This is a genomic window from Streptomyces sp. NPDC017940, assembly GCF_044328435.1.
Classification (GTDB): domain Bacteria; phylum Actinomycetota; class Actinomycetes; order Streptomycetales; family Streptomycetaceae; genus Streptomyces.
The window spans coordinates 470,579-492,997 of record NZ_JBIRHJ010000008.1; the positions used below are offsets into that span (position 1 = coordinate 470,579).

A 22,419-nucleotide genomic window follows, 5' to 3' on the forward strand; every position below is an offset into this window, starting at 1 on the left:
CCTCCGACCGTACGTAGGGGCAACGATCCGGGACATGCGTGCACCGTTCCGCCACCGGCGCCCCCGCCCGCCCGTCGTCCCGCTCCTGCTGTGCGCGACGGTCGCCCTGACCGCCCTGTGCATGCCGCCCTCGGCGGCTGCGGACGACGACGGCGCCGCGGGTCCCGGGGTTCCCGCCGCGGGCGCCGCGGTGAGCCACCTCTACGAAGAGGCGCAGGCGGCCACCGCGCGCTACGAAGAGGGCGCACGCGCGGCCGACGCCCAGCGCGCCCGCGTCCGGCGCCTCGACCGGCTCCTCGCCGATGAGCAGCACGAGGTCGCCGTGTTGCACGAGGACCTGGGGCGGATGGCGAGCGCCCAGTACCGCACCGGCGGCGGGCTGCCCCTCACGGCCCAGCTGCTGCTCGCCGACGACCCCGAGCAGTTGCTGCGCGGCCGGCGCGTGGTCGGCCAGGTGGATCTGGCCGTCACCAACGCCGTCGCGAGGACACAGCGGGCCGCGGCCCGGCTCGGCGTCGCCAAGCAGGCCGCCGACCGCGCCCGCCGCGTCCTCGACCGGCGCACGGCACAGCTCGGGCGCCTGAAACGGGACATCGAGGAGAAGCTGGAGTCGGCCCGGTGGCGGTTGCAGGGGGAGGCGGACCGGTCGGCCGCGGCGGGCCGGTGCCGGGGCGCCGTGCGGCACGCCCAGCCGCCGTCGTCGTCCACGCGCGCGTGGGTTTCGCCCGTGGCGTCGTACGAACTGTCCGCGGGCTTCGACAGCGTGGGCGAGCGGTGGGCAGGCCGGCACACCGGGCAGGACTTCGCCGTGGGCATCGGCGCGCCGGTGCGGTCGGTCGGCGACGGCCGGGTGGTGCGCGTGTCGTGCGGCGGCGGCTTCGGCATCGAGGTCGTGGTGCGGCACGAGGACGACGCGTACACGCAGTACGCGCACCTCGCGTCCGCCGCCGTCGACCAGGGGGAGCTGGTGCGCGTCGGCCAGTGGATCGGCCAGGTCGGCACCACCGGCAACTCGACAGGACCCCATCTGCACTTCGAGGCCCGCCGCACGCCGCACCACGGCTCGGGCGTGGACCCGGTGGAGTGGCTGGCCGAACGGGGAGTCGACCTGTAGGCCGCGAGCGGGGCCCTGGGTCCCGCTGCCGGGGTCCGGTCCACCGGGCAGTCCTGGTCCCGCTACGGGCCGCTTCTGGTCCGTTGCCGACCGCTTCTGGTCCGCGGCCGGGTCGCTTCTGGTCCGCCGCCGGGCCGTTCATGCCCTGCCGCCTGGCGGTCCGGTCCGCTGCCAGGCCTACCGCTGCGCCAGGATGCGTTCGATGACGGCCGCCACGCCGTCCTCGTTGTTGGCCGCCGTGCGGCCGGACGCGGCGGCGATCACGTCCGCGTGGGCGTTGCCCATCGCGTACGAGGCACCGGCCCAGGTGAGCATCTCGATGTCGTTCGGCATGTCTCCGAAGGCGACGACTTCCTCGTGGCTGATGCCGCGCTCGGCGCAGCACAGGGCGAGCGTGCTGGCCTTGGAGACGCCCGGGCCGCTGATCTCCAGGAGGGCGGTCGGGCTGGACCGGGTGATCTCCACGAGGCTGCCCGCGGCGATCCGGGCGAGCGTCAGGAAGGCGTCGGGCAGGATCTCGGGGTGGTGGGCGAGGACCTTGAGCACGGGCTGGTCGGCGCCGTCGGACTCGGCCGCGAGCAGCTTCTCCGCGGGTGCCACACCGGCGGCGGGGTCGAGGTGCAGCGGCGGGTAGGCGGGCTCGTGGTGCACGCCGCCGGTCCGCTCGATCGCGAACGACGTGCCGGGCGCCGCCGCGCGCAGGATGCCGACGACTTCCAGGGCGGTCGCGGGCGCCAAGTCCCGCACCTTCACGAAGCGGTGGTTGCCGGGGCCGCCGTGCAGGTCGACGACCGCCGCGCCGTTCCCGCAGATCGCCAGGCCGTGGCCGTGCACGTGATCGCTGACGACGTCCATCCAGCGGGCCGGGCGGCCGGTCACGAAGAAGACCTCGATGCCCGCGGCCTCGGCGGCGGCGAGCGCGGCCACCGTGCGCTGCGACACGGATTTGTCGTCGCGCAGCAGGGTGCCGTCCAGGTCCGTGGCGATCAGCCGGGGCGGGACGGTGGGTGCCGGGGGCCGGGGGGTGGTTGAGGTCACGTACGCGATTGTCCCGCATATGCGCGCACGGCTGTGTGGCGGGGCGCACATCTGAGTGCGCCGCGCGCCCGTGCTCCCCTGCCGTCTCTCGTGTCGGGTGTCCGCTCAGAGCTGGGCGAGCGCCTCCGTGGCGATGCGCTCGAAGAGCTTCTCGTCCGCGGCGAAGTCCGTGCCGGGCAGCGGCCAGTGCAGCACGATCTCGTCGACGCCGAGGGGGGCGTGCCTGCCCGCGAAGTCGACGAAGGCGTCGAAGGAGGCGAGCGGGCGGTCCGGCGTGAAACCGGTGAGCAGCACCTTGCCGAGCTCGCCGACGTCGCGGCCGATCTCCGCGCAGGCTGCGCCGAGCCTGTCGACCTGGCCACGGATGGCGTCGAGGGACTGCTCAGGGGTGCCCGACTCGGAGATCTTCGGGTCGCCCGTGGTCACCCACGCCTGTCCGTGCCGGGCGGCGAGCCGCAGACCGCGCGGGCCGGTGGCGGCCACGGCGAACGGCAGCCGGGGGCGCTGCACACAGCCTGGGATGTTCCGCGCCTCGTACGCCGCGTACCGCTCGCCCTCGTACGTCACCGAGTCCTCGGTGAGGAGACGGTCGAGCAGCGGCAGGAACTCCGCGAAGTGGTCCGCGCGTTCACGGGGTGTCCAGGGCTCCTCGCCGGCCCTGCGCAGCGTACTGGCGTCGAAGCCGTTGCCGCCCGCGCCGATGCCGAGCGTGATCCGTCCGTCGGAGACGTCGTCGAGCGTGATCAGTTCCTTGGCGAGCGTCACCGGGTGCCGGAAGTTCGGCGAGGTGACGAGCGTGCCCAGGCGCAGGCGCTCGGTCACCGCCGCGGCCGCGGTCAGCGTGGGCACCGCGCCGAACCACGGCCCGTCGCGGAAGGTCCGCCAGGACAGGTGGTCGTAGGTGTACGCGGTGTGGAAACCGAGCTCCTCCGCGCGCTGCCAGCGCTCCTTGCCGCCGTCGTGCCAGCGGCGTACGGGGAGGATCACGGTGCTCAGACGCAGACTCATGGCTCCGAGGGTACGGCGACGCCCGCCGTGACCACGGGTCGGCTCCGACCGGGCTCCCGGCGCACCCGGGCGTCCAGCCAAGGCGTGCGCGGGATCACGCGGGCGAGGGCGAGGGCGAGGGTGCGGGTGCGGGCCGGACCGCACGTCAGGCGCATGGGGCGGACCGTACGCCAGTCGTACGGGGCGTACCGCAGGTCAGGCGCGCGCGAAGGCTCGTTCTCCGCGCACTCTATTTCGCGCCACCCACTCTTCATCGACGAATTTCGAGCGGAAGGTTTGATCCACAACCAACTCCAGTTATCCACAGGTCCGTTGCTAATTCTGTGGACAACTCTCCGGCGCATTAATCCTTTTGATCAACTCCTGACTCCTTGCTATGACTTGCCGCAAGTGTGTCCAATGTACGGCTCTGTACCTCTCGTTCAACGGCAGCCGCAATGAACGCCGCGGCGTGCTCCACCCCAACCAAGCTCTGCACAGCGCGCATTGTGCGCGCGGGCAGGGCCACATGCTGCGGCTCGTCGCTCGGTTGGGCGGCTACCTCCGGGGTGAGGTGGCGGCGCAGGTACCGGGTCGCGAACGTCCGCATGGCGCGCGCCAGTTCGGCGTCGACCGACTGCTGGGCCAGGGGGCGCAGGCGGCGGACGAGTGCGGCCGCTTCCGCCGCGTCGGCCTCGCTCGGCGGGCTGACGCCGAGATAACGCGCGAAGACGTGCTCGTTGGTGAACTCCAGGAAGCGGGCGGCGATGTGCTCCACCTGCCCCCTCAACTCCCGCAAATGAGCGGCTATCGCCGAGAGGGGAACCCCCGCCGCGTGCAACTCCGCCGCCACCGCCAGCTCTTGCGGGCTCGGCACCAGGAACTCGTCGTCGCGTCCCGGCAGCGGTTCGAGCACACCGAGCGCGACCGCGTCCGCGACCGCCGCTTCGTCCGGGTTGCCGCCGAACGCCGCGTCCAGCTCCGCCCGCGTGATCCGGTCGGCCTTCTCGTCCGTCCAGGGGCCGTCGACCTCGGCTACCAGACCGAGCACACCCCCGAGGCCGCGGCCCGCGTCCCAGGCCTCCAGGAGCTCCTTGATGGACGCCAGGGTGTAGCCCCGGTCGAGCAGGTCGGCGATCTGGCGCAGCCGGGCCAGATGCGCGTCCCCGTACACATTGGACCGGCCGCGCCGCTCGGGGCGGGGGAGCAGACCGCGGTCCTGGTAGGCCCGGATGGTGCGCACCGTGGCACCGCTGTGGTGCGCGAGGTCCTCTATGCGGTACTCCACCCGCGGCTCGCCCGGGGCGGGCACCGACACCTCGGCGACTGCCGGCCGTTCCTCCACGCTCAAGACCTTCCCGAGGCTCGGATTGCCTGCGCGCTCACAACGGTGGCTCAAGGCGGGCTATCGCGCGCAGGGCCTTGGGCGTGAAGCGGGACATCAGATGGGCGCCGCGTGCCTCCGGGGTGACGGGCACCACGGCCTGGTTGCGGACGACGGCGCGCAGCACGGCGTCGGCGACCTTCTCCGGTGGGTAGTTCCGCAGGCCGTAGAGGCGACTGGACTTCTTCTGGCGGCGCCTCTCCTCGTCGGCGGAGACACCGGCGAAGCGGGCGGTCGCCGTGATGTTCGTGTTCACGAAGCCCGGGCAGATCGCCGAGACGCCGATGCCCTGCCCGGCGAGCTCGGCGCGCAGGCACTCGCTGAGCATCAGGACCGCGGCCTTCGACGCGCTGTACGCGGGGAGGGCCTTGGAGGGCTGGAAGGCGGCGGCGGACGCCGTGTTCACGATGTGGCCGCCCTGGCCGCGCTCGGCCATCTGCCGTCCGAAGAGGCGGCAGCCGTGGATCACGCCCCACAGATTGACGTCGAGGACCTTCTTCCAGTCCTCGGCACTGGTGTCGAGGAACGAACCGGAGAGACCGATACCCGCGTTGTTCACCAGGACGTCCACCACGCCGTACTCCGTGGCGACCTTTTCGGCGAGTTTCTCCATGGCCTGCTCGTCGCTGACGTCCACCGTCTCGGCCCAGGCCGCCGGGGCTCCGACGAGGCGGGACAGCTCCGCGGTGCGCGCGGCGGCCTCCGCGTCCCGGTCGACGGCGACCACCCGCGCGCCCGCCTCGGCGAACGCGAACGCCGTGGCCCTGCCGATGCCACTGCCCGCCCCCGTGACGAGGACCAGCTGGCCCGCGAACCGCTCGGCGTGCCTGCCGGGAGCCGGGGCCGCCGCACGCGACGGGGCGGCAGGACCGCCGTCCTCGTGTGCCGTGACGAACTCCGTGATCCACGCCGTGAGCTGGTCCGGGCGGGTGCGCGGCACCCAGTGCTTGGCGGGGAGCGTGCGCCGGATCGACTGCGGTGCCCACCGGTCGAGGTCGTCGTAGAGCCTCTCGGAGAGGAAGATGTCGCCGGACGGGACGATGAGCTGCACGGGGGCGTGGGCGTACGCGTCGGCGCGGGGCCTGCGGAGCCGGGAACGGACGTTGTCGCGGTAGAGCCAGGCGCCGTGCGCGGCGTCCGAGGGCAGCGACGGCGTGGGATAGCCGTCCGCGGGGACCTTCTCCAGGCGCTGCAACAGCTTCGGCCAGCGCTTGCCGAGCGGGCCGCGCCAGGCCAGTTCGGGAAGGACGGGGGTGTGCAGCATGTACACGTACCAGGACTTGGCGCCCTGGTTGATGAGCTGGGCGGCCCTGCGCGGTGTAGGCCGAGACACGCGCTTCTTGATCCAGTGGCCGAAGTGGTCGAGGGAGGGGCCCGACATCGACGTGAAGGACGCGACGCGCCCCTGGGTGCGCTCTACCGTCACGAACTCCCAGCCCTGCACCGAACCCCAGTCGTGGCCCACCAGATGCACCGGCTCATCGGGGCTGACGGCGTCGGCGACGGCGAGGAAGTCGTCGGTCAGCTTCTCCAGTGTGAAGCCGCCGCGCAGCGGCTTCGGCGCCGTCGACCCGCCGTGGCCGCGCACGTCGTACACCACCACGTGGAAGCGGTCCGCCAGGCGGACGGCGACCTCGGACCACACCTCCTTGGAGTCCGGATAGCCGTGCACGAGCAGCACCGTGGGCCGCGTGGCGTCCCCCAGCTCGGCGACGCACAGCTCGACGCCGCCCGTACGCACCCGGCGCTCACGCGCACCCAGAAGATCGACGGTGGTCATGCGGCAGCCCTTTCCTCGGCCCAGCGCCGCACATGCGGCAGATCGTCGTCCAGCCAGAAGGCGCTCTGCTCGGGGTCCGCGGAGTCGGTGACGACCAGGATCTCCTCGAACTTCGCGCCCGTACCGCGGAAGCCCAGATGGGGCTCGACCGCCCACAGGCCCGGCCGCGGCGGATGGTCGGAGAACCTGTACGGCGACCACAGCGGGGACCAGCCGTCCCGGTGGCCGTGCAGCGCGTCGCTCGCCAGGCCCTTCAGGGACTGCGTGCCGAACCCCAGGACGTGCGGCGAAAAGCGGCGCTCCCTGACGCGGTCCACCTTGTGCGCGATGACACCGAAGGGATACGCGCGATGGCGGTTGGCATACCCCTGGCGGACCATGAGCCGGTCCACGCTCTCGTAGATCTTCCGGAGCGGACGGCGCTCGCGCACCTCCCGCAGGATCAGCTCGCGGTGCGCCTCCAGGTCCGCGAGCAGCTTGTCGTGCAGGGGGTTCAGGCCGAGGCAGCCGGAATAGCCGATGTCCGCCGTGAAGCCGTCGAGGACCGGCGCCATGTCGAGGATGAAGGGCATCCCCGGCTCGAGGCGGCGGCCGGTGGGGAAGAACTGGAGCGGTATGCGGAAGTTCGCGAAGGCCGTGCGGCCCCCGAACCAGGCGAAGGGCAGATGGAACCAGTCCCGCACGCCCCGCGCCCGCAGCCAGTCCCGCTGCATCCGGGCCGCCTCGCGCTCCGTCACCCCCGGCTTGAGCTGGGCGGCGACCGCTTCCGCACCTGCGTACGCCAGGGTCTGCACGCGTTGGAACCCCCGCAGTTCCGCGGAGAGTCCACCCTTCACTGCTGAGGTCATGCCACCGTCCGTCCGCCGTCTCCACCACGCCGGGCGCCGCGCACCGCCGCGCCGACGTCCGTCTCCGTACGCGTTCGTAACTTGACACTGATGAATGTGACAATGCCTGACGGCTGCGTCAATAGGTCTGCGCGACCCCGCGGGACAGATCCGGAAGTTCCCCGAGGGAGCCCGGAGACGCGACTCCCGTCGACCTCGGGGTCGGCTTCCGGGCGACCCCTACGGGCCCGTAATACTCGAGAGTGACGCCGGACCGGGTCTCAGGGCTGACGCCCGTTGTGGCCCGCGCCACTAGGTTCGGAACGTGACTGTGATCGCGACCGAAAGCCTGAGCAAGCGGTTTCCCAAGGTGACCGCGCTTGACCGGCTCTCCATGGATATCGGGCCCGGTGTGACCGGACTCGTCGGAGCCAACGGAGCCGGCAAGTCCACACTGATCAAGATCCTGCTGGGTCTGTCCCCCGCCACGGAGGGCCGCGCGGCCGTGCTCGGCCTCGACGTCGCCACCAGCGGCGGCCAGATCCGCGAGCGCGTCGGCTACATGCCCGAACACGACTGCCTGCCGCCCGACGTCTCGGCCACCGAGTTCGTCGTCCACATGGCGCGCATGTCGGGCCTGCCACCTGCCGCGGCACGCGAGCGCACCGCGGACACCCTGCGCCACGTCGGTCTCTACGAAGAGCGCTACCGCCCCATCGGGGGCTACTCGACCGGCATGAAGCAGCGCGTGAAGCTCGCCCAGGCCCTCGTCCACGACCCGCAGCTGGTCTTCCTCGACGAGCCGACCAACGGCCTCGACCCGGTGGGCCGCGACGAGATGCTGGGCCTGATCCGGCGCGTGCACACCGACTTCGGGATCTCGGTCCTCGTCACCTCGCACCTCCTCGGCGAACTGGAGCGCACCTGCGACCACGTCGTCGTCATCGACGGCGGCAAGCTCCTGCGCTCCAGCTCCACCACCGACTTCACCCAGAGCACCACGACGGTGGCCGTGGAGGTCACCGACAGCGACACCCACCCCGACGGCACCGCCGCCCTCCGCGAGGCACTGGCGGCCCGCGGTGTGGCCACCCACGACGACGGCGGCGGACTGCCCGGCGCCGGACACACCGTGCTGTTCGAAGCGGAGAGCGAGGAGACCTACGACCTGCTGCGGGACGTGGTGGCCGAACTCGGCCTCGGTCTCGTCCGGATGGAACAGCGCAGGCACCACATAGCGGAGGTCTTCCGCGCCCACGACGAACAGGTCGCGCAGGCCGCGCAGGAGGCGGCCCCCGAGCCCGCCGCCCGGAACGCCACCACGGCCACCGAGGCGTCCACGGCCACCGAGGCCACCGCAGCCACCGCGGGAGCCGCCGAGCAGACGGGAGGCGGCCGCGATGCCCGCTGACTCCACCCAGATCCACAACATCGGCTACCGCCACTACGACGGCCAGCGCCTCGGCCGCGCCTACGCCACCCGCTCACTGTTCTCGCAGAGCCTGCGCGGCGCCTACGGGCTCGGCCGCTCGGCCAAGTCCAAGGTCCTGCCGATGATCCTCTTCGGGGTCATGTGCGCCCCCGCGCTGATCATGGTCGCGGTCGCGGTGGCCACCAAGGCCAACGACCTGCCCGTGGACTACACGCGCTACGCCATCGTCCTCCAGGCCGTCATCAGCCTCTACCTGGCCGCCCAGGCCCCGCAGACCGTCTCCAGGGACCTGCGGTTCAAGACCGTGCCGCTGTACTTCTCCCGCCCCATCGAACGCGTCGACTACGTACGCGCGAAGTTCGCGGCACTCTCCAGCGCCCTGTTCATCCTGACCGCCGCGCCCCTGATCGTGCTCTACGTAGGAGCGCTGCTCGCCAAACTTGACTTCGCCGACCAGACGAAGGGATTCGCCCAAGGGCTGGTCTCCGTGGCACTGCTCTCCGTACTGTTCGCCGGGATCGCGCTGCTCATCTCGGCGGTCACCCCGCGTCGCGGCCTCGGTATCGCCGCCGTCATCGCTGTCCTGACCATCACCTTCGGGGCGGTGTCCACCGTCCAGGCGATCGCGCACGAGCAGGGCAGCGACGGTGCCATCAGCTGGCTCGGCCTGTTCTCGCCGATCACCCTCATCGACGGCGTGCAGACCGCCTTCCTGGGAGCCACGTCCGCCTTCCCGGGGCAGGAGGGCCCCTCGGCCGGCACGGGCGTCGTGTACGTCCTCGTCGTCCTCGCCCTCATCGCGGGCAGCTACGCGGGCCTGATGCGCCGCTACCGGAAGGCAGGGCTCTGAGCCATGGCCCACCCGTCGCCCACCACCACCCTTCCAAGGAACGGGCAGCGCCCATGAGTTCTCTCACCATCGACCACGTCTCCCGCTGGTTCGGCAACGTCGTGGCGGTCAACGACATCACCATGACCATCGGCCCCGGAGTCACCGGTCTGCTCGGCCCGAACGGCGCCGGGAAGTCCACCCTCATCAGCATGATGGGTGGTTTCCTCGCCCCCTCCACGGGCAGTGTCACCCTCGACACCATGCCGACCTGGCGCAACGAGACGATCTACAAGCACCTCGGCATCGTCCCCGAGCGCGAGGGGATGTACGACTTCCTCACCGGCCGCGAATTCGTCGTGGCCAACGCCGAGCTGCACGGCCTCGGCGAGAAGGCCGCTCAGCGCGCCCTCGCCACGGTGGAGATGGAGTACGCGCAGGACCGCAAGATCTCGACGTACTCCAAGGGCATGCGGCAGCGCGTGAAGATGGCCTCCGCCCTCGTCCACGAACCGTCCGTGCTGCTGCTCGACGAGCCCTTCAACGGCATGGACCCGCGCCAGCGCATGCAGCTCATGGAACTCCTGCGCGCCATGGGCGACGAGGGCCGCACCGTGCTCTTCTCCTCGCACATCCTCGAAGAGGTCGAACAACTCGCCTCCCACATCGAGGTGATCGTCGCCGGGCGGCACGCGGCCAGCGGCGACTTCCGCAGGATCCGCCGCCTGATGACGGACCGGCCGCACCGCTACCTGGTGCGCTCGAGCGACGACCGCGCGCTCGCCGCCGTCCTCATCGCCGACCCGTCGACCGCGGGCATCGAGGTCGACCCGGAAGAGGGCGCACTGCGCATCCAGGCCGTCGACTTCGGCCGCTTCACCACCCTCCTGCCACGCATCGCCCGCGAGCACGGCATCCGGCTCCTGACCGTCTCGCCGTCGGACGAGTCGCTCGAGTCGGTCTTCTCCTACCTCGTCGCGGCCTGAAGGGAGCCATCGTGTACGACCCCACTGTCGCCCGGCTCACCTACCGGGCGCTCCTCGGCCGCCGCCGGGCCCTCATCCTCTTCGCCCTGCCGCTGCTGCTCATCGTCATCTCCGTGGCGGTGCGGGCCCTCAGCGGCGCCGACGACCAGGTCGCGTCCGACCTGCTCGGCGGCTTCGCGCTCGCCACGATGGTGCCGATCATCGGTGTCATCGCGGGCACCGGCGCGATCGGTCCCGAGATCGACGACGGCTCGGTGCTCTACCTGCTGTCCAAGCCGGTCAAACGGCCCACGATCATCGTCACCAAGCTGACCGTCGCGGTCGCCGTCACCATGGCGTTCTCGGCGCTCCCGACCTTCGCCGCGGGCATGATCCTGAACGGCAACGGCCAGCAGGTCGCCGTCGCCTACACCATCGCCGCCCTGGTCTCCTCCATCGCGTACGCGGCGATCTTCCTGCTGCTCGGCACCATCACCCGGCACGCGGTGGTCTTCGGGCTCGTCTACGCCCTGGTGTGGGAGGCGCTCTTCGGGTCCCTCGTCGCCGGTGCCCGCACGCTCAGCGTCCAGCAGTGGTCCCTCGCCGTCGCCCACAGGGCCGCGGACGGCGGTGACCTGGTCACCTCGGACGTGGGGCTGCCCGCCGCGGTGATCCTCCTGGCCGTGGTCACGGCCGGTGCCACCTGGTACGCGGGGCAGAAGCTGCGGACGCTGACGCTGGCCGGGGAGGAGTAGGCCGCTCCCCTGGGGTGCACGGGGGGTCGGGGGCCCCGGGGCGGTCTGCTGCCGACAGCTAAATTCGGTGGCGGTCCGCCGCGGGGAGCGGCAGAGTTGGGGATGCCACCGCGCCGGGTTCGTCCCGGTGCTCACCTTCTGGGAGTGGAGCCGACGGCGTCCCTTCGACGGTTCGTCGCGCTCCCGGCAGGGCGATTCGGGTGCGCTCCGGGGTAGTTACTCACTCCGTCCGAGCGCGCTACGGGGGATCGCCCGGGGCGGCCGCTTCGAGCGCGCACCTTCGCTGCGCGGGCCGCCCACCCAACGTCGCGCCGGGCCGATCCCGGGGTCACGGGAACGTTCCCGCGACCCGGGGTCGGCTCTGGCGTGCCAGTCACCCACGGGGCAGACGGACCAGTCGCCGCAGGGCAAGCCGCCGTGAGCCGGAGGCCTGTGCCGGAAGCCTGGCCTACGGCAGGAGGCGTTCCAGGACCACTGCGATGCCGTCCTCCTCGTTGGACGACGTCACCTCGTCGGCCACGGCCTTGAGGTCCTCGTGGGCGTTGGCCATGGCCACGCCGTGCGCGGCCCAGGCGAACATCGGGATGTCGTTGGGCATGTCGCCGAAGGCGATGGTGCCCGCGGCCTTCACGCCGAGGCGGCGGGCCGCGATGGACAGGCCCGTCGCCTTCGTCAGGCCGAGCGGCAGGAGTTCCACTATCCCCTCGCCCGCCATCGTCACGCCGACGAGATCACCTGCGGTCTCCCGCGCCACGGCCGCCAGGGCGTCGTCACCGAGCCCGGGATGCTGGACGTACACCTTGTTGAGCGGCGCGGCCCACAGGTCCGCCACGTCCGTGAACGGGACGACGGGGAGCGGGCCCTCCTGCACCGCGTACCCGGGACCGACCAGGACCTCGCCGTCCAGGCCGTCGCGGCTCGCGGCGAGCGCCAGCGGACCGACCTCCGCCTCGATCTTGGCGAGGGCGAGCCCGGCGAGCTGCCGGTCCAGGGTCACGGAGGTCAGCAGGCGGTGCTCGCCCGCGTGGTAGACCTGCGCGCCCTGCCCGCACACCGCGATCCCGCGGTAGCCGAGGTCGTCCAGGATGTGCCGGGTCCAGGCGACGGAGCGGCCCGTCACGACGATGTGGGCCGCACCCGCCGCGGTGGCCGCGACGAGCGCGTCCCGGGTGCGCGCCGAGACCGTGTCGTCGGGGGACAGGAGCGTCCCGTCGAGGTCGGTCGCGACGAGGGGGTACGGGAAGGCCGGTCCTGCGGTGCCGGTCGGGGCGGCGGGGGCGGTGCTCACTTGGCGAGGGGCTCCAGGATCTCCCGGCCGCCCAGATACGGCCGCAGGACCTCGGGGACGCGTACGGAACCGTCGGCGAGCTGGTGGTTCTCCAGGAGCGCCACGATCGTGCGCGGCACCGCGCACAGCGTGCCGTTCAGCGTGGCGAGCGGCTGCACGGCCTTCTTGCCGTCGCGCTCCTCACGCATGCGCACCGAGAGCCGGCGGGCCTGGAAGCTGTCGCAGTTCGACGCCGACGTCAGCTCGCGGTACTTGCCCTGGGTGGGGATCCAGGCCTCGCAGTCGTACTTGCGGGAGGCCGAAGCGCCCAGGTCGGCGCTTGCCACGTCGATCACCTGGAAGGGCAGTTCGAGGCCGGTCAGCCACTGCTTCTCCCAGTCGAGGAGGCGCTTGTGCTCGTTCTCCGCGTCCTGCGGGTCGACGTACGAGAACATCTCGACCTTGTCGAACTGGTGCACCCGGAAGATGCCGCGGGTGTCCTTGCCGTACGTACCGGCCTCGCGGCGGAAGCAGGGGGAGAACCCGGCGTACCGCAGCGGGAGCTTGTCGGCGTCGATGATCTCGTCCATGTGGTACGCCGCGAGCGGGACCTCGGAGGTGCCGACCAGGTAGTAGTCGTCCTTCTCCAGGTGGTACACGTTCTCGGCGGCCTGGCCGAGGAAGCCGGTGCCCTCCATGGCGCGCGGGCGCACCAGGGCGGGCGTGAGCATCGGGGTGAACCCGGCCTCGGTGGCCTGCGCGATGGCCGCGTTGACCAGCGCGAGCTCGAGCAGCGCGCCGACGCCCGTCAGGTAGTAGAAACGGGACCCGGAGACCTTCGCGCCGCGCTCGACGTCGATGGCGCCGAGGGCCTCGCCGAGCTCCAGGTGGTCCTTGGGCTCGAAGCCCTCGGCGGCGAAGTCGCGGATCGTGCCGTGCGTCTCCAGGACGACGAAGTCCTCCTCGCCGCCCACCGGCACGTCCTCGTGCAGGAGGTTGCCGAGGCGCATGAGCAGGCGCTTGGTCTCCTCGTCGGCTTCGTCCTGCTCGGCGTTCGCGGCCTTGACCGCGGCGGCGAGCTCGCCCGCCTTCTTCAGGAGCCCGGCCTTCTCGTCGCCGGCTGCCTTGGGGATGAGTTTGCCGAGCGCCTTCTGCTCGGAGCGCAGCTCGTCGAAGCGGAGCCCGGACGACCTGCGCCGCTCGTCGGCGGAGAGCAGGGCGTCGACGAGATCGACGTCCTCTCCACGGGCGCGCTGCGAAGCGCGAACACGGTCGGGGTCCTCACGGAGCAGGCGAAGGTCAATCACCCCTCAAGGCTACCGTCGCGTCGTTGCGGCCCACGAATCGATATTCTCGCTGTGTACGTTATGACCGTTTTGCCGGATTGGATACGGGAATGCATCGGGTCTCGCGCGTCACTTCCGGTGCCGACCGGGATGGCCGAAGATCGCCCCGCCTCGGACTCGCTTCGGACCCGCATCGGCCCGCGCCGACCCGTATCGACCGGTTCACGCAAGGTCAATAAAGCGGACACGATTCCCCGAAACGGGGCACAGCCCCCTTGTCGCCTTGACCGGATCACCTTGCGGGCAACGGGACTTGGGGGTGCGGTTGTCCACAGGGGTGGGGGGTCCCGAAAAGTTATCCACAGGCTGTGCGAAAGATCTGTGGACGCCGGAATGGGCGGTTCCCAATACTCCTCCCGCCCCACTGGATTCCTCCCCCAAACCCCCTCCCGGCCAACTTTCGAGTGGAATTGGTTAACTCCAAAGAGTTGATCAATACAAAAGGGTGGACGAGAGGTGACGTGCGGGGGTGTGGACACCACTGGGGTCCGAGAGCCGCTTTGTCGACCATGTCGCACTTCGTTGTCGACTTGTCCCCAGATCGAGAAGGGCACCTGTGGATAACTTCTGTGGACAACGTAAATCCGCAGGTAGGACCGCAGAAACGCTCAGAATCGGCCGTCCTGGCACTGCGTGAGCCAGTCCGCCGCCGCCATGAATTCCCTGTCGGAGGTCCCCGGCCGCAGCGGCCGCACGTCCTCGAGGGCCACACCGGCACGCGGGTAGGACCCGAGGAAGCGCACCTTCGGGCAGATCCGCTTCAGGCCCATCAAGGCCTCACCGACACGCCGCTCCGTGATGTGGCCCTCGGTGTCGACACTGAAGCAGTAGTTGCCGATGCCCTGTCCTGTCGGCCGGGACTCGATGCGTACGAGGTTGACGCCGCGCACCGCGAACTCCTGGAGCAGTTCGAGCAGCGCACCGGGGTGGTCGTCGCCCAGCCAGATCACCAGCGACGTCTTGTCCGCGCCGGTCGGCGCGGCGGGCCTGGCCGGACGGCCCACCAGCACGAACCTGGTCGCCGCGTTCTGCGCGTCGTGGATGTCGGTGACCAGGGCCTGGAGGCCGTACGTAGCCGCCGCGAACTCACCGGCGAAGGCCGCGTCGTACCGGCCCTCCTGCACGAGCCGCGCGCCGTCCGCGTTCGACGCCGCCGACTCCCACACCGCGTGCGGCAGGTGCTTGGCGAGCCAGTTGCGCACCTGCGGCTGGGCCACCGGGTGGCCGGTCACCGTCTTGATGTCCTTGAGCTTGGTACCGGGGCGCACCAGCAGCGCGAAGGCGATCGGCAGGACGACCTCGCGGTAGATCATCAACGGCTCGCCCTTGGCGAGCTCGTCGACGGTCGTGGTGACACCGCCCTCCACCGAGTTCTCGATGGGGACGAGCGCGGCCGCGGCCTCCCCGCTGCGCACCGCGTCCAGGGTGGCGGGCACGGACACCATCGGGACCAGCTCACGGGTGGCCGCTTCGGGCAGGGTCCGCAGGGCAGCTTCGGTGAAGGTGCCCTCGGGGCCGAGGTAGGTATATCGCGTCGCCGACATGCCGTCACACTAATGCGCCGGGTGGGACGGATGGCGTACGGCGACCGCTACAGCAGGGCGGCGGCCACTGTTGACGCCGCCTCGCGCGCCACGCCGTGCCGCGGCCCCCGTGCCGCGGCCCCCCCGTGCCGCGTCCGGCCCGCCGCGCGCCCTCGGCCGCCTCACCCCTCCAGGAGCCGCTCCCCCACGTACTCCCCGGCCCCCGCCCCGCCCGGCACCGCGAACAGACCGCTCGCCTCGTGGCGGATGAACGCGGAGAGGGCGTCGCCGCGGTCGAGCTTGCGCTGTACGGGGACGAAGCCCTGGAGGGGGTTCGCCTGCCAGCAGACGAACAGGAGACCGGCGTCGGGGTCGCCCTTGGCGTCGAAGCCGTCGTGGTACGAGAAGGGCCGCCGCAGCATCGCGGCGCCGCCGTTCTGGTCCGGCCGTGAGATACGGGCGTGCGCGTTGAGAGGAACCACGAGATCACCGCCGGTGCCGGTCTTCTCCAGCTGCATCTCGGTGGTCTCCGTGCCGCCGGTGAGGGGCGCGCCGTCGGACTTGCGGCGGCCGATGACCTCTTCCTGGGCGCGCGTGGACAGCTCCTCCCAGTCGTCGAGGAGCATCCGGATACGGCGTACGACGGCGTAGGAGCCGTCGGCCATCCAGGCCGGATCCGTGCCGTCCGGTCTGCCGGGCACGAAGATCCGCTTGTTGAAGTCGTCGTCGGACGGCTGGGGATTGTTCGTACCGTCGATCTGGCCCATGAGGTTGCGGGTGGTCATGGGGCGGGTGGTGGCGCCGGGCGAGCGGTTGAAGCCGTTCATCTGCCAGCGCACCTTCGCCGCCGAACCGGCGAGGCGTTGCAGGGCGCGCAGCGCGTGGAAGGCGACGAGCGGGTCGTTCGCGCCGATCTGTACCCAGAGGTCACCGTTGCTGCGGGCCTTGTCGAGGTGGTCGGAGGAGAAGTCCGGCAGCGGATCGAGGGCGGCGGGGCGCTGCTTCTCCAGGCCGGTGCGGCCGAAGAAGCTGTGGCCGAAGCCGAAGGTGACGGTGAGCGCGGACGGTCCGGCGTCGCGCGCGACGTCCGTGTCCGGTCCCGCGCCGTCCACCGGCCTGCCCGCCATCAGCTGCTCGGCGGCCGTCGACCAGCGGCGCAGCAGAGCCGCCGCCTCCTTGCGCCCGGCGCCCGCGGCGAGGTCGAAGGCGACCAGATGGCCGCGGGACTGCACGGGCGTGGTGATTCCCGGCTGATGTTTCCCGTGAAACATCACCTCGTCCGTGCCGAGCGTCGTCAGGGCCGCCCCGGAGCCGCCGGAGGAGTCCGAGGACGCGACCGCGTATCCGGCGGCGCTGCCCGCCGTGCCGAGGGCGAGGCCGGTGGCGCCCGCCGTGCCGAGCAGGCGCCGTCGCGAAATGGTGTGGTCCGCCATGGGGTCAGCCGATCTGCACGTTCTTGTCGAGGGTCACCTGGTCGATGTCGGAAGTGCGCACGGTCAGCTTGATCTGCCACTTGCCTGCCATCGGGATCTGTACGCCGCTCGCGCTCCAGTGTCCGGTCGCGATGCGGTCGGGGGCGACGGGCAGCGGGCCGACGTCCTTGGCCTCGAGGGTGAGGGCGACCTTCACCTCGGGCAGGTCGAAGGCGCTGCCGTTGGGCCGGTTCGCGAAGACGTGCAGGTCGTTGCTGCCGGTGCGGCCCGGTGCCAGCTCCAGGCGCACGGTGCCCTTGCCGTCCTGGCCACCGGTGTCGAAGGGGATCTTGAGCTTGACGGGGCCTGTGGGCTGCTGGGCCGAGACCGAGGAGGCGTTCTTGGCCTCCTCCTCCGTACGGCCGGGTTCGGTGCTGGTCAGGAGCGTGGTGACGGCGAGCACGACGACGGCGATGCCCGCCTCGACGAAGACCGTGCGCCGCAGGCCCGAGCGGTGCGGGTCGGCGTCGCGGATGCGCTTCTCGCGGGCGGCGTCCACGGCGGCCTGCTGCCGGGCGAGCTGCGCGGACCGCTTGTCCTGGCCGGGGGCCTTGCTGCCCGTCTTCTCGCCGCCGTCGACTCCACCGCCGTGGCTGCCGTTGCCACTGCTGGCGCCGCCGGTTCCGCCGCGCTTGCCGCTGCTGTCGACTCCGCCGCGCTTGCCGCCGCCGTCGCCCTCGACGTCCGGGGTCTCGACCCGAGCCGAGACGCCCGTCTTCGAGCTGTGCGCCACGGCGACGGGCTTCTTCCTCTTGGTCGTGGTGCCCGCGGTGCCCACCGCGCCCGTCCGCTGTTCGACGACCGCCGCGGCCGCCGCCTCGGGCGTCAGGCCCCCGGCCTCCGCGAGGATCCGGCCGGTCCAGCGCCGCGACATCGAGGCGACGCCCACGAGGACGACGACGAGCCCGGCCTTGACCAGCAGCAACTGCCCGTACCCGGTCCCGGTGAGCGCGGACCACGAGCCGACCTGCCGCCACGACTGGTACAGGCCGGTCGCCACGAGCGTCACCACACTGGCGAAGGCGACACGGGAGAAACGGCGCACGGCGTCGGCGTCGACGAGCGGCGCGCGGTACAGGCACAGCAGGAGCGCGGCGAGGCCGCCGAGCCAGGCGGCGACGGCGAGCAGGTGGAGCACGTCCACGGGCATGGCGATCCCGGGCTGGATACCGGTCGACGCGTGCTCGGCGAGCGCCCAGGTCGCCGCGATGCCGATGGCGACGACGCTGCCGCCGATGGCCAGGCCGAAGGCGAGGTCCCGCTTCTCCTTGGGGTCCTCGCGCCGCTCGTACACGCCGAAGAGCACGGCGATGAACAGTGCGGCGGCCGCGAGCAGCAGCAGCCGCGAGACGAGGGCGGCACCGGTCTTGGTCTGGAGCACGTCGCCGAGTTCGGCCAGGTCGAAGGCGTCGCCGAGCTTGCCGGAGCCGGTGTAGGGCGCGCGGAGCAGCAGCGTGACCAGGGTGGCGCCGGTGAGCGCGAGCCAGCCGCCGACCACGAGGCGTTGCAGCGCCCGCACGCCCGCACCGCGCTGCCAGCAGCCCAGCACGAACGCGGCGCCGCCGACGACGACGGTGAATCCCGCGTACGCGATGTAGCGGGCGAAGTCGTAGAGTCCGCCGACGAGTCCGCCGCCGACCTCCTGCTCGGACAGCGACACCTTGGTGGCCGACGGCGCGCCGATGGAGAAGGTGAAGGCGCCGGCGATGGGGTGGCTGTCGGCGGAGACGACCTGGTAGGCGACGGTGAAGGTGCCGTCGGGCAGCCCCGGCTTGAGCTTCACGCCGTAGGCGTGCGAGCCCAGGTCACTGGTCCTGCCGGTGTCGACGCGCTTCCCGGCCGGGTCGAGGACCCGTACCGAGCCGTCGGACAGGGCGACCTTCTCGGAGAAGGTCAGTGACACCTGCCGGGGTGCCTCGTCGACCACCGCTCCCTGCTTGGGGTCGCTCCCGGTGAGCGCGGCGTGCGCGTCGGCGGGCGCCGCCGCGGCGAGCAGGGAGCCGAGGACGGCGCCGATCAGGGCGACGGCGACGATCAGCAGGCGCCCGTACCCGGTCGGGAAGGCCGGCCCCGGGCGGGGAGCGGTGGTCCGCATCAACTCTTCAGTCCCCTCAGTGCGACGCGTGCAGGTCGGTCGGCTCGTCGGCCGCCGCGTGCTTGTCGGTGGTGGAGTGGGTCTTGGTGTTGCCGGAGTCGTGCTTCTCCGCGGAGCTGGAGTCGTGCTTCTCCGTAGAACCGGAGTCGTGCTTCCCCGTGGAGCCGGACTCGTGCTTCTCCGCGGCGCCGGAGGGGTGCTTCGCCGTGGCGCCGGAGTCCTCGGAGCCCGCGTCCGGGTTGTACGTCGCGGCCCGCACCGGCATCGTGACGGTGATCGGCTTCGACTTCTCGAAGCGGAGGGTGACCTCGACCTCGTCGCCCTGTTCCGGCTTGTGCTTCAGCTTTTCCAGCATGATGTGGTTGCCGCCGCGGGCGAAGTCGAGCTCGCCGTTCGCTGGCACGTCGAAGGACTTCCGCTCCTTCATCGTGGAGCCGACGGTGGCGTGCAGGGTGACGCTGCCCGCGAGCGGGCTCGAGGCCGAGACGAGCTTGTCGGCCGCACCCCTGTTCGTGATCTTGAAGAAGCCGCCTGCCATGTTGTCCATGGCGGGGGCGGGGATGTAGGCGCCGCTGACGGCGAGTTCGGGCTTCTTCGCGGCTTCGGAGGACGCCGATGCCGAGCCGGAGCCGGAGTCGTCGCCGCAGCCCGCGAGGGCGAGGCCCGCGGTCAGCGCGAGGGCGCCGCCGCTGAGGAGACGGCGACGGCGGGTGGTGCGGTGGTTCACGGGTTCCGCCCCTCGATGATCTTGGGGAGGTCCCGCTCGTAGTCCTTGGCCGTCGCGTCCTTGCCGTTGTAGACGACGTACCCGGTGTCGGACTTCGGCGAGAAGGCGACGACCTGGGTGCCGTGCATCGACTCGATCTTGCCGTTCTTGAGTTCCTTGGACGGCTCGATGCTGATGCCGACGGTGCGGGCGCTGCCCTGGATGGTCGGGAAGTCACCGGTCAGGCCGATGAACTCGGGGTCCTGGGCCTTCAGCCACGTGCCGAGTTCCTTGCCGGTGTCCCGCTTCGGGTCGGTGGTGACGAAGACGACCTGGAGCTTGTCGAGCTCCGCCTTCGTGACGGTCTTCTTCTGTAGCAGGCTCTTCTTGGCGACCGCGATGTTGCTCATCGTCAGCGGACAGACGTCGGGGCAGTTGGTGTAGCCGTAGTAGAGGAGCACCGGCTTGCCCTTGGTCTGCTCGCGCAGGTCGTACTTCTTGCCGTGGGTGTCCTTCAGGACCAGGTCCGGCTTCTTGAACGGCTTGTCGAGGACGGTCGCGGCCTTCTTCGTGCCCGACTCCATCGACACGTCGGCGACCGGCTTGTCCTTCTTGCCGTCGCCCGAACCGCACGCCGTCAGGGAGAGGGCGGCCGCGGTGAGCAACGCGGCAGCGGCCAGCGCCTTCGTGGTCTGCTTGCCCGGCTTGTTGCCCGGCTTGTTGCTCGACTCGTTGCTCGGGTTGTTACTCGGCTTGTGGCTCGATCCGTTGTTCGGCTTGCTCGACTTGCTCAACTTGCGCATACGAAAATGTCCCAGATGTGAGGAGTCCGGGACGCGCCGGGGCCGGGCCCGCGGCGCGTCCCGCGGGTGGCTCAGCTGTTGGCGCGGCGACGGCCCGCGAGCACCCCGAAGGCCACGCCCGCGGCGCCGACGACGATGCCGACGACGCCGAGGGTCCGGGCGGTGGTGTCGCTGCTGTCGCTGTCGGACGCCTTCGAGGAGGCCTCCTCGCCGTCCTTGGCTCCGGCGGCCTTGGCGTCGTCGGCGTCGTCGGCGTCGTCGTCGGCGTCGTCGGACGCGGCACCGCCGCCGTGGTGGTCGTCGGCGGCGCTCAGCGCGAGGGCGGGCGCCGGGAAGTCCGGCTCCTCCGCGCCCTTCTGCTGCGGCTCGATCCAGCGGACGACTTCCTTGTTGCTGTACGTCTGGAGGGCCTTGAAGACCATCTGGTCGGCGTCCTCGGGGAGCTGGCCGACGGACAGCGGGAACTTCTGGAAGGTGCCGGGCTCGATGCCCTTGCCGTCGGCGGTCCAGGTGACCTTGGAGACGGCCTCGTCGATCTTCTCGCCGTGGATCTCGAGCGGCTTCTTCAGCTTGGTCTTGGTGACCTTCGCCTTCCAGCCGGGCACGGGCTGGGTCATCACGGAGGCGAGCGGCTGGTCGGCGGGGAAGGTGACCTCGAGCTTGGTCGTCGAGGCGTCGTCGCGCTCGTTGGGGACCTTGAAGTTGACGGTCGCGTAGCCGCCCTTGGCGGCCACGCCCTCGGCGGTGACGCTGACGTGCGCGAACGCGGGGACGGCGGAGAGCAGCAGGACGGCGGAGGCGGCGGTGCCGGCGACGACGGAGACGCGGGTCAGGGACTTCATGGCGGAGTGCTCCAGTTTCAGCAGGCGGGCACGAGGTCGTGCCCGTGATGAACGGTGAATACGGCCGTACGCACTGTGGTGTTCGGAAGGGGACGCGGCGGCGGGCCGTACGGCCACGCGTGCGCGCGTGTGGGTGCGCCACGCGGCACCCCTCCGGGTCGTACGGGAGGAGCGGTCCGCGTCAGGCGGCGAGCGTGAGTGCGGCGGGCGCGGGCGGGCCCCGGCGGATCACCGTGTCATCGAGCGCGGGTGTCCTCGGCCGCGGCGGTACGAGGGTGTGGGCGGCGCGCACCGGGCCTGCCGTGGGTGCGCCGGTGAGCCCGGCGCGCAGGATTCGTACCAGCGCGAGAGCGGCCCGCAGGGAGCGCATGAGCGCCGCCTCGGCGACTCCGTACGCCCCCTGGGCGGAGAGCCGCACCAGGCGGCCGAGCGCGAGGTCGCCGCGGCGCAGCAGCCAGCCCGCGGCGAGCGCCGCGAGGAGGTGCGCGAGCAGCATCGGCAGGGACGGCAGCAGGGCGGCCGCGGTACCGGTGTCCATCGCCGGGCCCATCGAGGGCCCCGTCGGCGGCGGGGGAGCCGCCGTGGCCCCGGCGGGGGCGTGCGCCGCGTGCGCGCCGCCCGCCGGGCCGAGCCCGGCGCCCTCCAGGATCTGCCGGGCCTGGAGGGGCGTGATGGTCGCCCCGCCGGCGCCGCACACGATGCGGGCGGCGCGCTCGACGAGCGAACCGGTGTCCTGTCCGCCACCGGCGGTGGCCGCGGTCATCGCCGTGCCGTGCTGCTGGCCGAGGCCGAACAGGGCGTGCAGCGCGAGCTGGCCCACGGCGAGCGCGGCCGCGATCCCCGGCAGCGTCCGCTCGCGCCCGGCGAGGGGCATGGCGAAGGCGAGGGCCGCGAGGAAGGCCACGGCCAGCGTCCACAGCGGTACGGCGGCACACGAGGCGAGCACATGGCCCCCGGCGGACAGCGCGACGCAGACCGCGGCGAACGTCGCGGCCCGCAGCAGCCGGAGGTCGGCTCCGGTGCGCGCGTGGCGCTGGTGGGGGGCAGTCATGGCCGGGCCATCATCGCACCAGGCGCCTCCCGCGCCTACGGCAGGTCGACAGGCTTCCGCTTCGTGGAACGGGTACGCGACTACACCGGGCGGGGTTGGCACCGCGTCCGCCGTATGGGCGGCATCACGGCAAGAGGGCGCTTATCCGCCGGTGTGCGCGGCAATACGTATCGGTATGTCGAGCCGCAGCCAGGAGGCTGGAG

The 22,419-nt window shown here is 71.6% G+C and carries 20 protein-coding genes; 5 read left to right on the forward strand and 15 right to left on the reverse strand.

Features of this window, described 5'->3' with window-relative positions; genetic code table 11:
* The first annotated feature begins 34 nt into the window (after positions 1–34).
* The gene (locus tag ACH4DX_RS28370; protein ID WP_398157232.1) at positions 35–1,114 is read left to right on the forward strand and encodes a M23 family metallopeptidase; all 1,080 of its coding nucleotides are present in this window, start codon (positions 35–37) and stop codon (positions 1,112–1,114) included.
* Positions 1,115–1,291: 177 nt separating this feature from the next.
* On the opposite strand, the gene ACH4DX_RS28375 is transcribed toward ACH4DX_RS28370, so the two are convergent.
* The 6 genes from ACH4DX_RS28375 to ACH4DX_RS28400 form a co-directional block, all read right to left on the reverse strand.
* A complete protein-coding gene (locus tag ACH4DX_RS28375; protein ID WP_398157233.1) occupies positions 1,292–2,152 on the reverse strand; it encodes a Cof-type HAD-IIB family hydrolase in 861 nt (286 codons plus the stop codon).
* A 105-nt stretch (positions 2,153–2,257) separates the two neighbouring features.
* Positions 2,258–3,160, reverse strand: coding sequence for an LLM class flavin-dependent oxidoreductase (locus ACH4DX_RS28380; protein ID WP_398157234.1), 903 nt, complete (start codon positions 3,158–3,160; stop codon positions 2,258–2,260).
* Complete coding sequence (locus tag ACH4DX_RS28385; RefSeq protein ID WP_398157235.1) at positions 3,157–3,315, reverse strand: hypothetical protein; 159 nt, start codon at positions 3,313–3,315, stop codon at positions 3,157–3,159. The genes ACH4DX_RS28380 and ACH4DX_RS28385 overlap by 4 nt, the downstream gene beginning before the upstream one ends.
* A gap of 188 nt (positions 3,316–3,503) precedes the next feature.
* A complete protein-coding gene (locus ACH4DX_RS28390; protein ID WP_398157236.1) occupies positions 3,504–4,484 on the reverse strand; it encodes a MerR family transcriptional regulator in 981 nt (326 codons plus the stop codon).
* A 37-nt stretch (positions 4,485–4,521) separates the two neighbouring features.
* On the reverse strand, positions 4,522–6,303 hold the full coding sequence (locus ACH4DX_RS28395) for an SDR family oxidoreductase (protein ID WP_398157237.1): 1,782 nt from the start codon (positions 6,301–6,303) through the stop codon (positions 4,522–4,524).
* A complete protein-coding gene (locus ACH4DX_RS28400; protein WP_398157238.1) occupies positions 6,300–7,151 on the reverse strand; it encodes a M24 family metallopeptidase in 852 nt (283 codons plus the stop codon). The genes ACH4DX_RS28395 and ACH4DX_RS28400 overlap by 4 nt, the downstream gene beginning before the upstream one ends.
* 310 nt (positions 7,152–7,461) lie before the next feature.
* On the opposite strand from ACH4DX_RS28400, the gene ACH4DX_RS28405 reads away from it, so the two are divergent.
* The 4 genes from ACH4DX_RS28405 to ACH4DX_RS28420 are packed head-to-tail and all read left to right on the forward strand — an operon-like array spanning position 7,462 to position 11,111.
* Positions 7,462–8,541 carry an ABC transporter ATP-binding protein gene (locus ACH4DX_RS28405; RefSeq protein ID WP_398157283.1) on the forward strand — a complete coding sequence of 360 codons (1,080 nt, stop codon included), beginning with the start codon at positions 7,462–7,464 and terminating at the stop codon, positions 8,539–8,541.
* Positions 8,531–9,412 (forward strand): ABC transporter permease, encoded by an 882-nt coding sequence (locus tag ACH4DX_RS28410; protein ID WP_398157239.1) that lies wholly within the window; start codon positions 8,531–8,533, stop codon positions 9,410–9,412. The genes ACH4DX_RS28405 and ACH4DX_RS28410 overlap by 11 nt, the downstream gene beginning before the upstream one ends.
* A 53-nt stretch (positions 9,413–9,465) precedes the next feature.
* Entirely contained in the window at positions 9,466–10,377 is a 912-nt protein-coding gene (locus ACH4DX_RS28415) for an ABC transporter ATP-binding protein (protein ID WP_398157240.1), read from the forward strand.
* A gap of 11 nt (positions 10,378–10,388) precedes the next feature.
* Entirely contained in the window at positions 10,389–11,111 is a 723-nt protein-coding gene (locus tag ACH4DX_RS28420; RefSeq protein WP_398119328.1) for an ABC transporter permease, read from the forward strand.
* A gap of 448 nt (positions 11,112–11,559) precedes the next feature.
* Here the strand turns inward: ACH4DX_RS28420 and ACH4DX_RS28425 are convergent, their stop codons facing one another.
* The 9 genes from ACH4DX_RS28425 to ACH4DX_RS28465 all read right to left on the reverse strand — a co-directional run bounded on the left by ACH4DX_RS28425 (position 11,560) and on the right by ACH4DX_RS28465 (position 22,216).
* Positions 11,560–12,399 (reverse strand): HAD family hydrolase, encoded by an 840-nt coding sequence (locus ACH4DX_RS28425; RefSeq protein WP_398157241.1) that lies wholly within the window; start codon positions 12,397–12,399, stop codon positions 11,560–11,562.
* Positions 12,396–13,685, reverse strand: a complete 1,290-nt coding sequence (gene serS / locus ACH4DX_RS28430) for a serine--tRNA ligase (RefSeq protein WP_398157242.1) — start codon at positions 13,683–13,685, stop codon at positions 12,396–12,398. Before serS ends, ACH4DX_RS28425 begins: the two co-directional genes overlap by 4 nt.
* A gap of 647 nt (positions 13,686–14,332) precedes the next feature.
* On the reverse strand, positions 14,333–15,268 hold the full coding sequence (gene pheA, locus ACH4DX_RS28435) for a prephenate dehydratase (protein ID WP_398119322.1): 936 nt from the start codon (positions 15,266–15,268) through the stop codon (positions 14,333–14,335).
* A 161-nt stretch (positions 15,269–15,429) separates the two neighbouring features.
* Positions 15,430–16,680: an iron uptake transporter deferrochelatase/peroxidase subunit gene (efeB, locus tag ACH4DX_RS28440; RefSeq protein ID WP_398119320.1), complete on the reverse strand. Its 1,251-nt coding sequence runs from the start codon at positions 16,678–16,680 to the stop codon at positions 15,430–15,432.
* Between the two features lie 4 nt (positions 16,681–16,684).
* Positions 16,685–18,814 (reverse strand): copper resistance CopC/CopD family protein, encoded by a 2,130-nt coding sequence (locus ACH4DX_RS28445; RefSeq protein ID WP_398157243.1) that lies wholly within the window; start codon positions 18,812–18,814, stop codon positions 16,685–16,687.
* Between the two features lie 16 nt (positions 18,815–18,830).
* Positions 18,831–19,541 (reverse strand): copper chaperone PCu(A)C, encoded by a 711-nt coding sequence (locus ACH4DX_RS28450; RefSeq protein ID WP_398157244.1) that lies wholly within the window; start codon positions 19,539–19,541, stop codon positions 18,831–18,833.
* Positions 19,538–20,323, reverse strand: coding sequence for an SCO family protein (locus ACH4DX_RS28455; RefSeq protein ID WP_398157245.1), 786 nt, complete (start codon positions 20,321–20,323; stop codon positions 19,538–19,540). Before ACH4DX_RS28455 ends, ACH4DX_RS28450 begins: the two co-directional genes overlap by 4 nt.
* Positions 20,324–20,394: 71 nt before the next feature.
* The gene (locus ACH4DX_RS28460) at positions 20,395–21,165 is read right to left on the reverse strand and encodes a YcnI family protein (RefSeq protein WP_398157246.1); all 771 of its coding nucleotides are present in this window, start codon (positions 21,163–21,165) and stop codon (positions 20,395–20,397) included.
* Between the two features lie 181 nt (positions 21,166–21,346).
* The gene (locus ACH4DX_RS28465; RefSeq protein ID WP_398157247.1) at positions 21,347–22,216 is read right to left on the reverse strand and encodes a hypothetical protein; all 870 of its coding nucleotides are present in this window, start codon (positions 22,214–22,216) and stop codon (positions 21,347–21,349) included.
* Positions 22,217–22,419 lie beyond the last annotated feature (203 nt).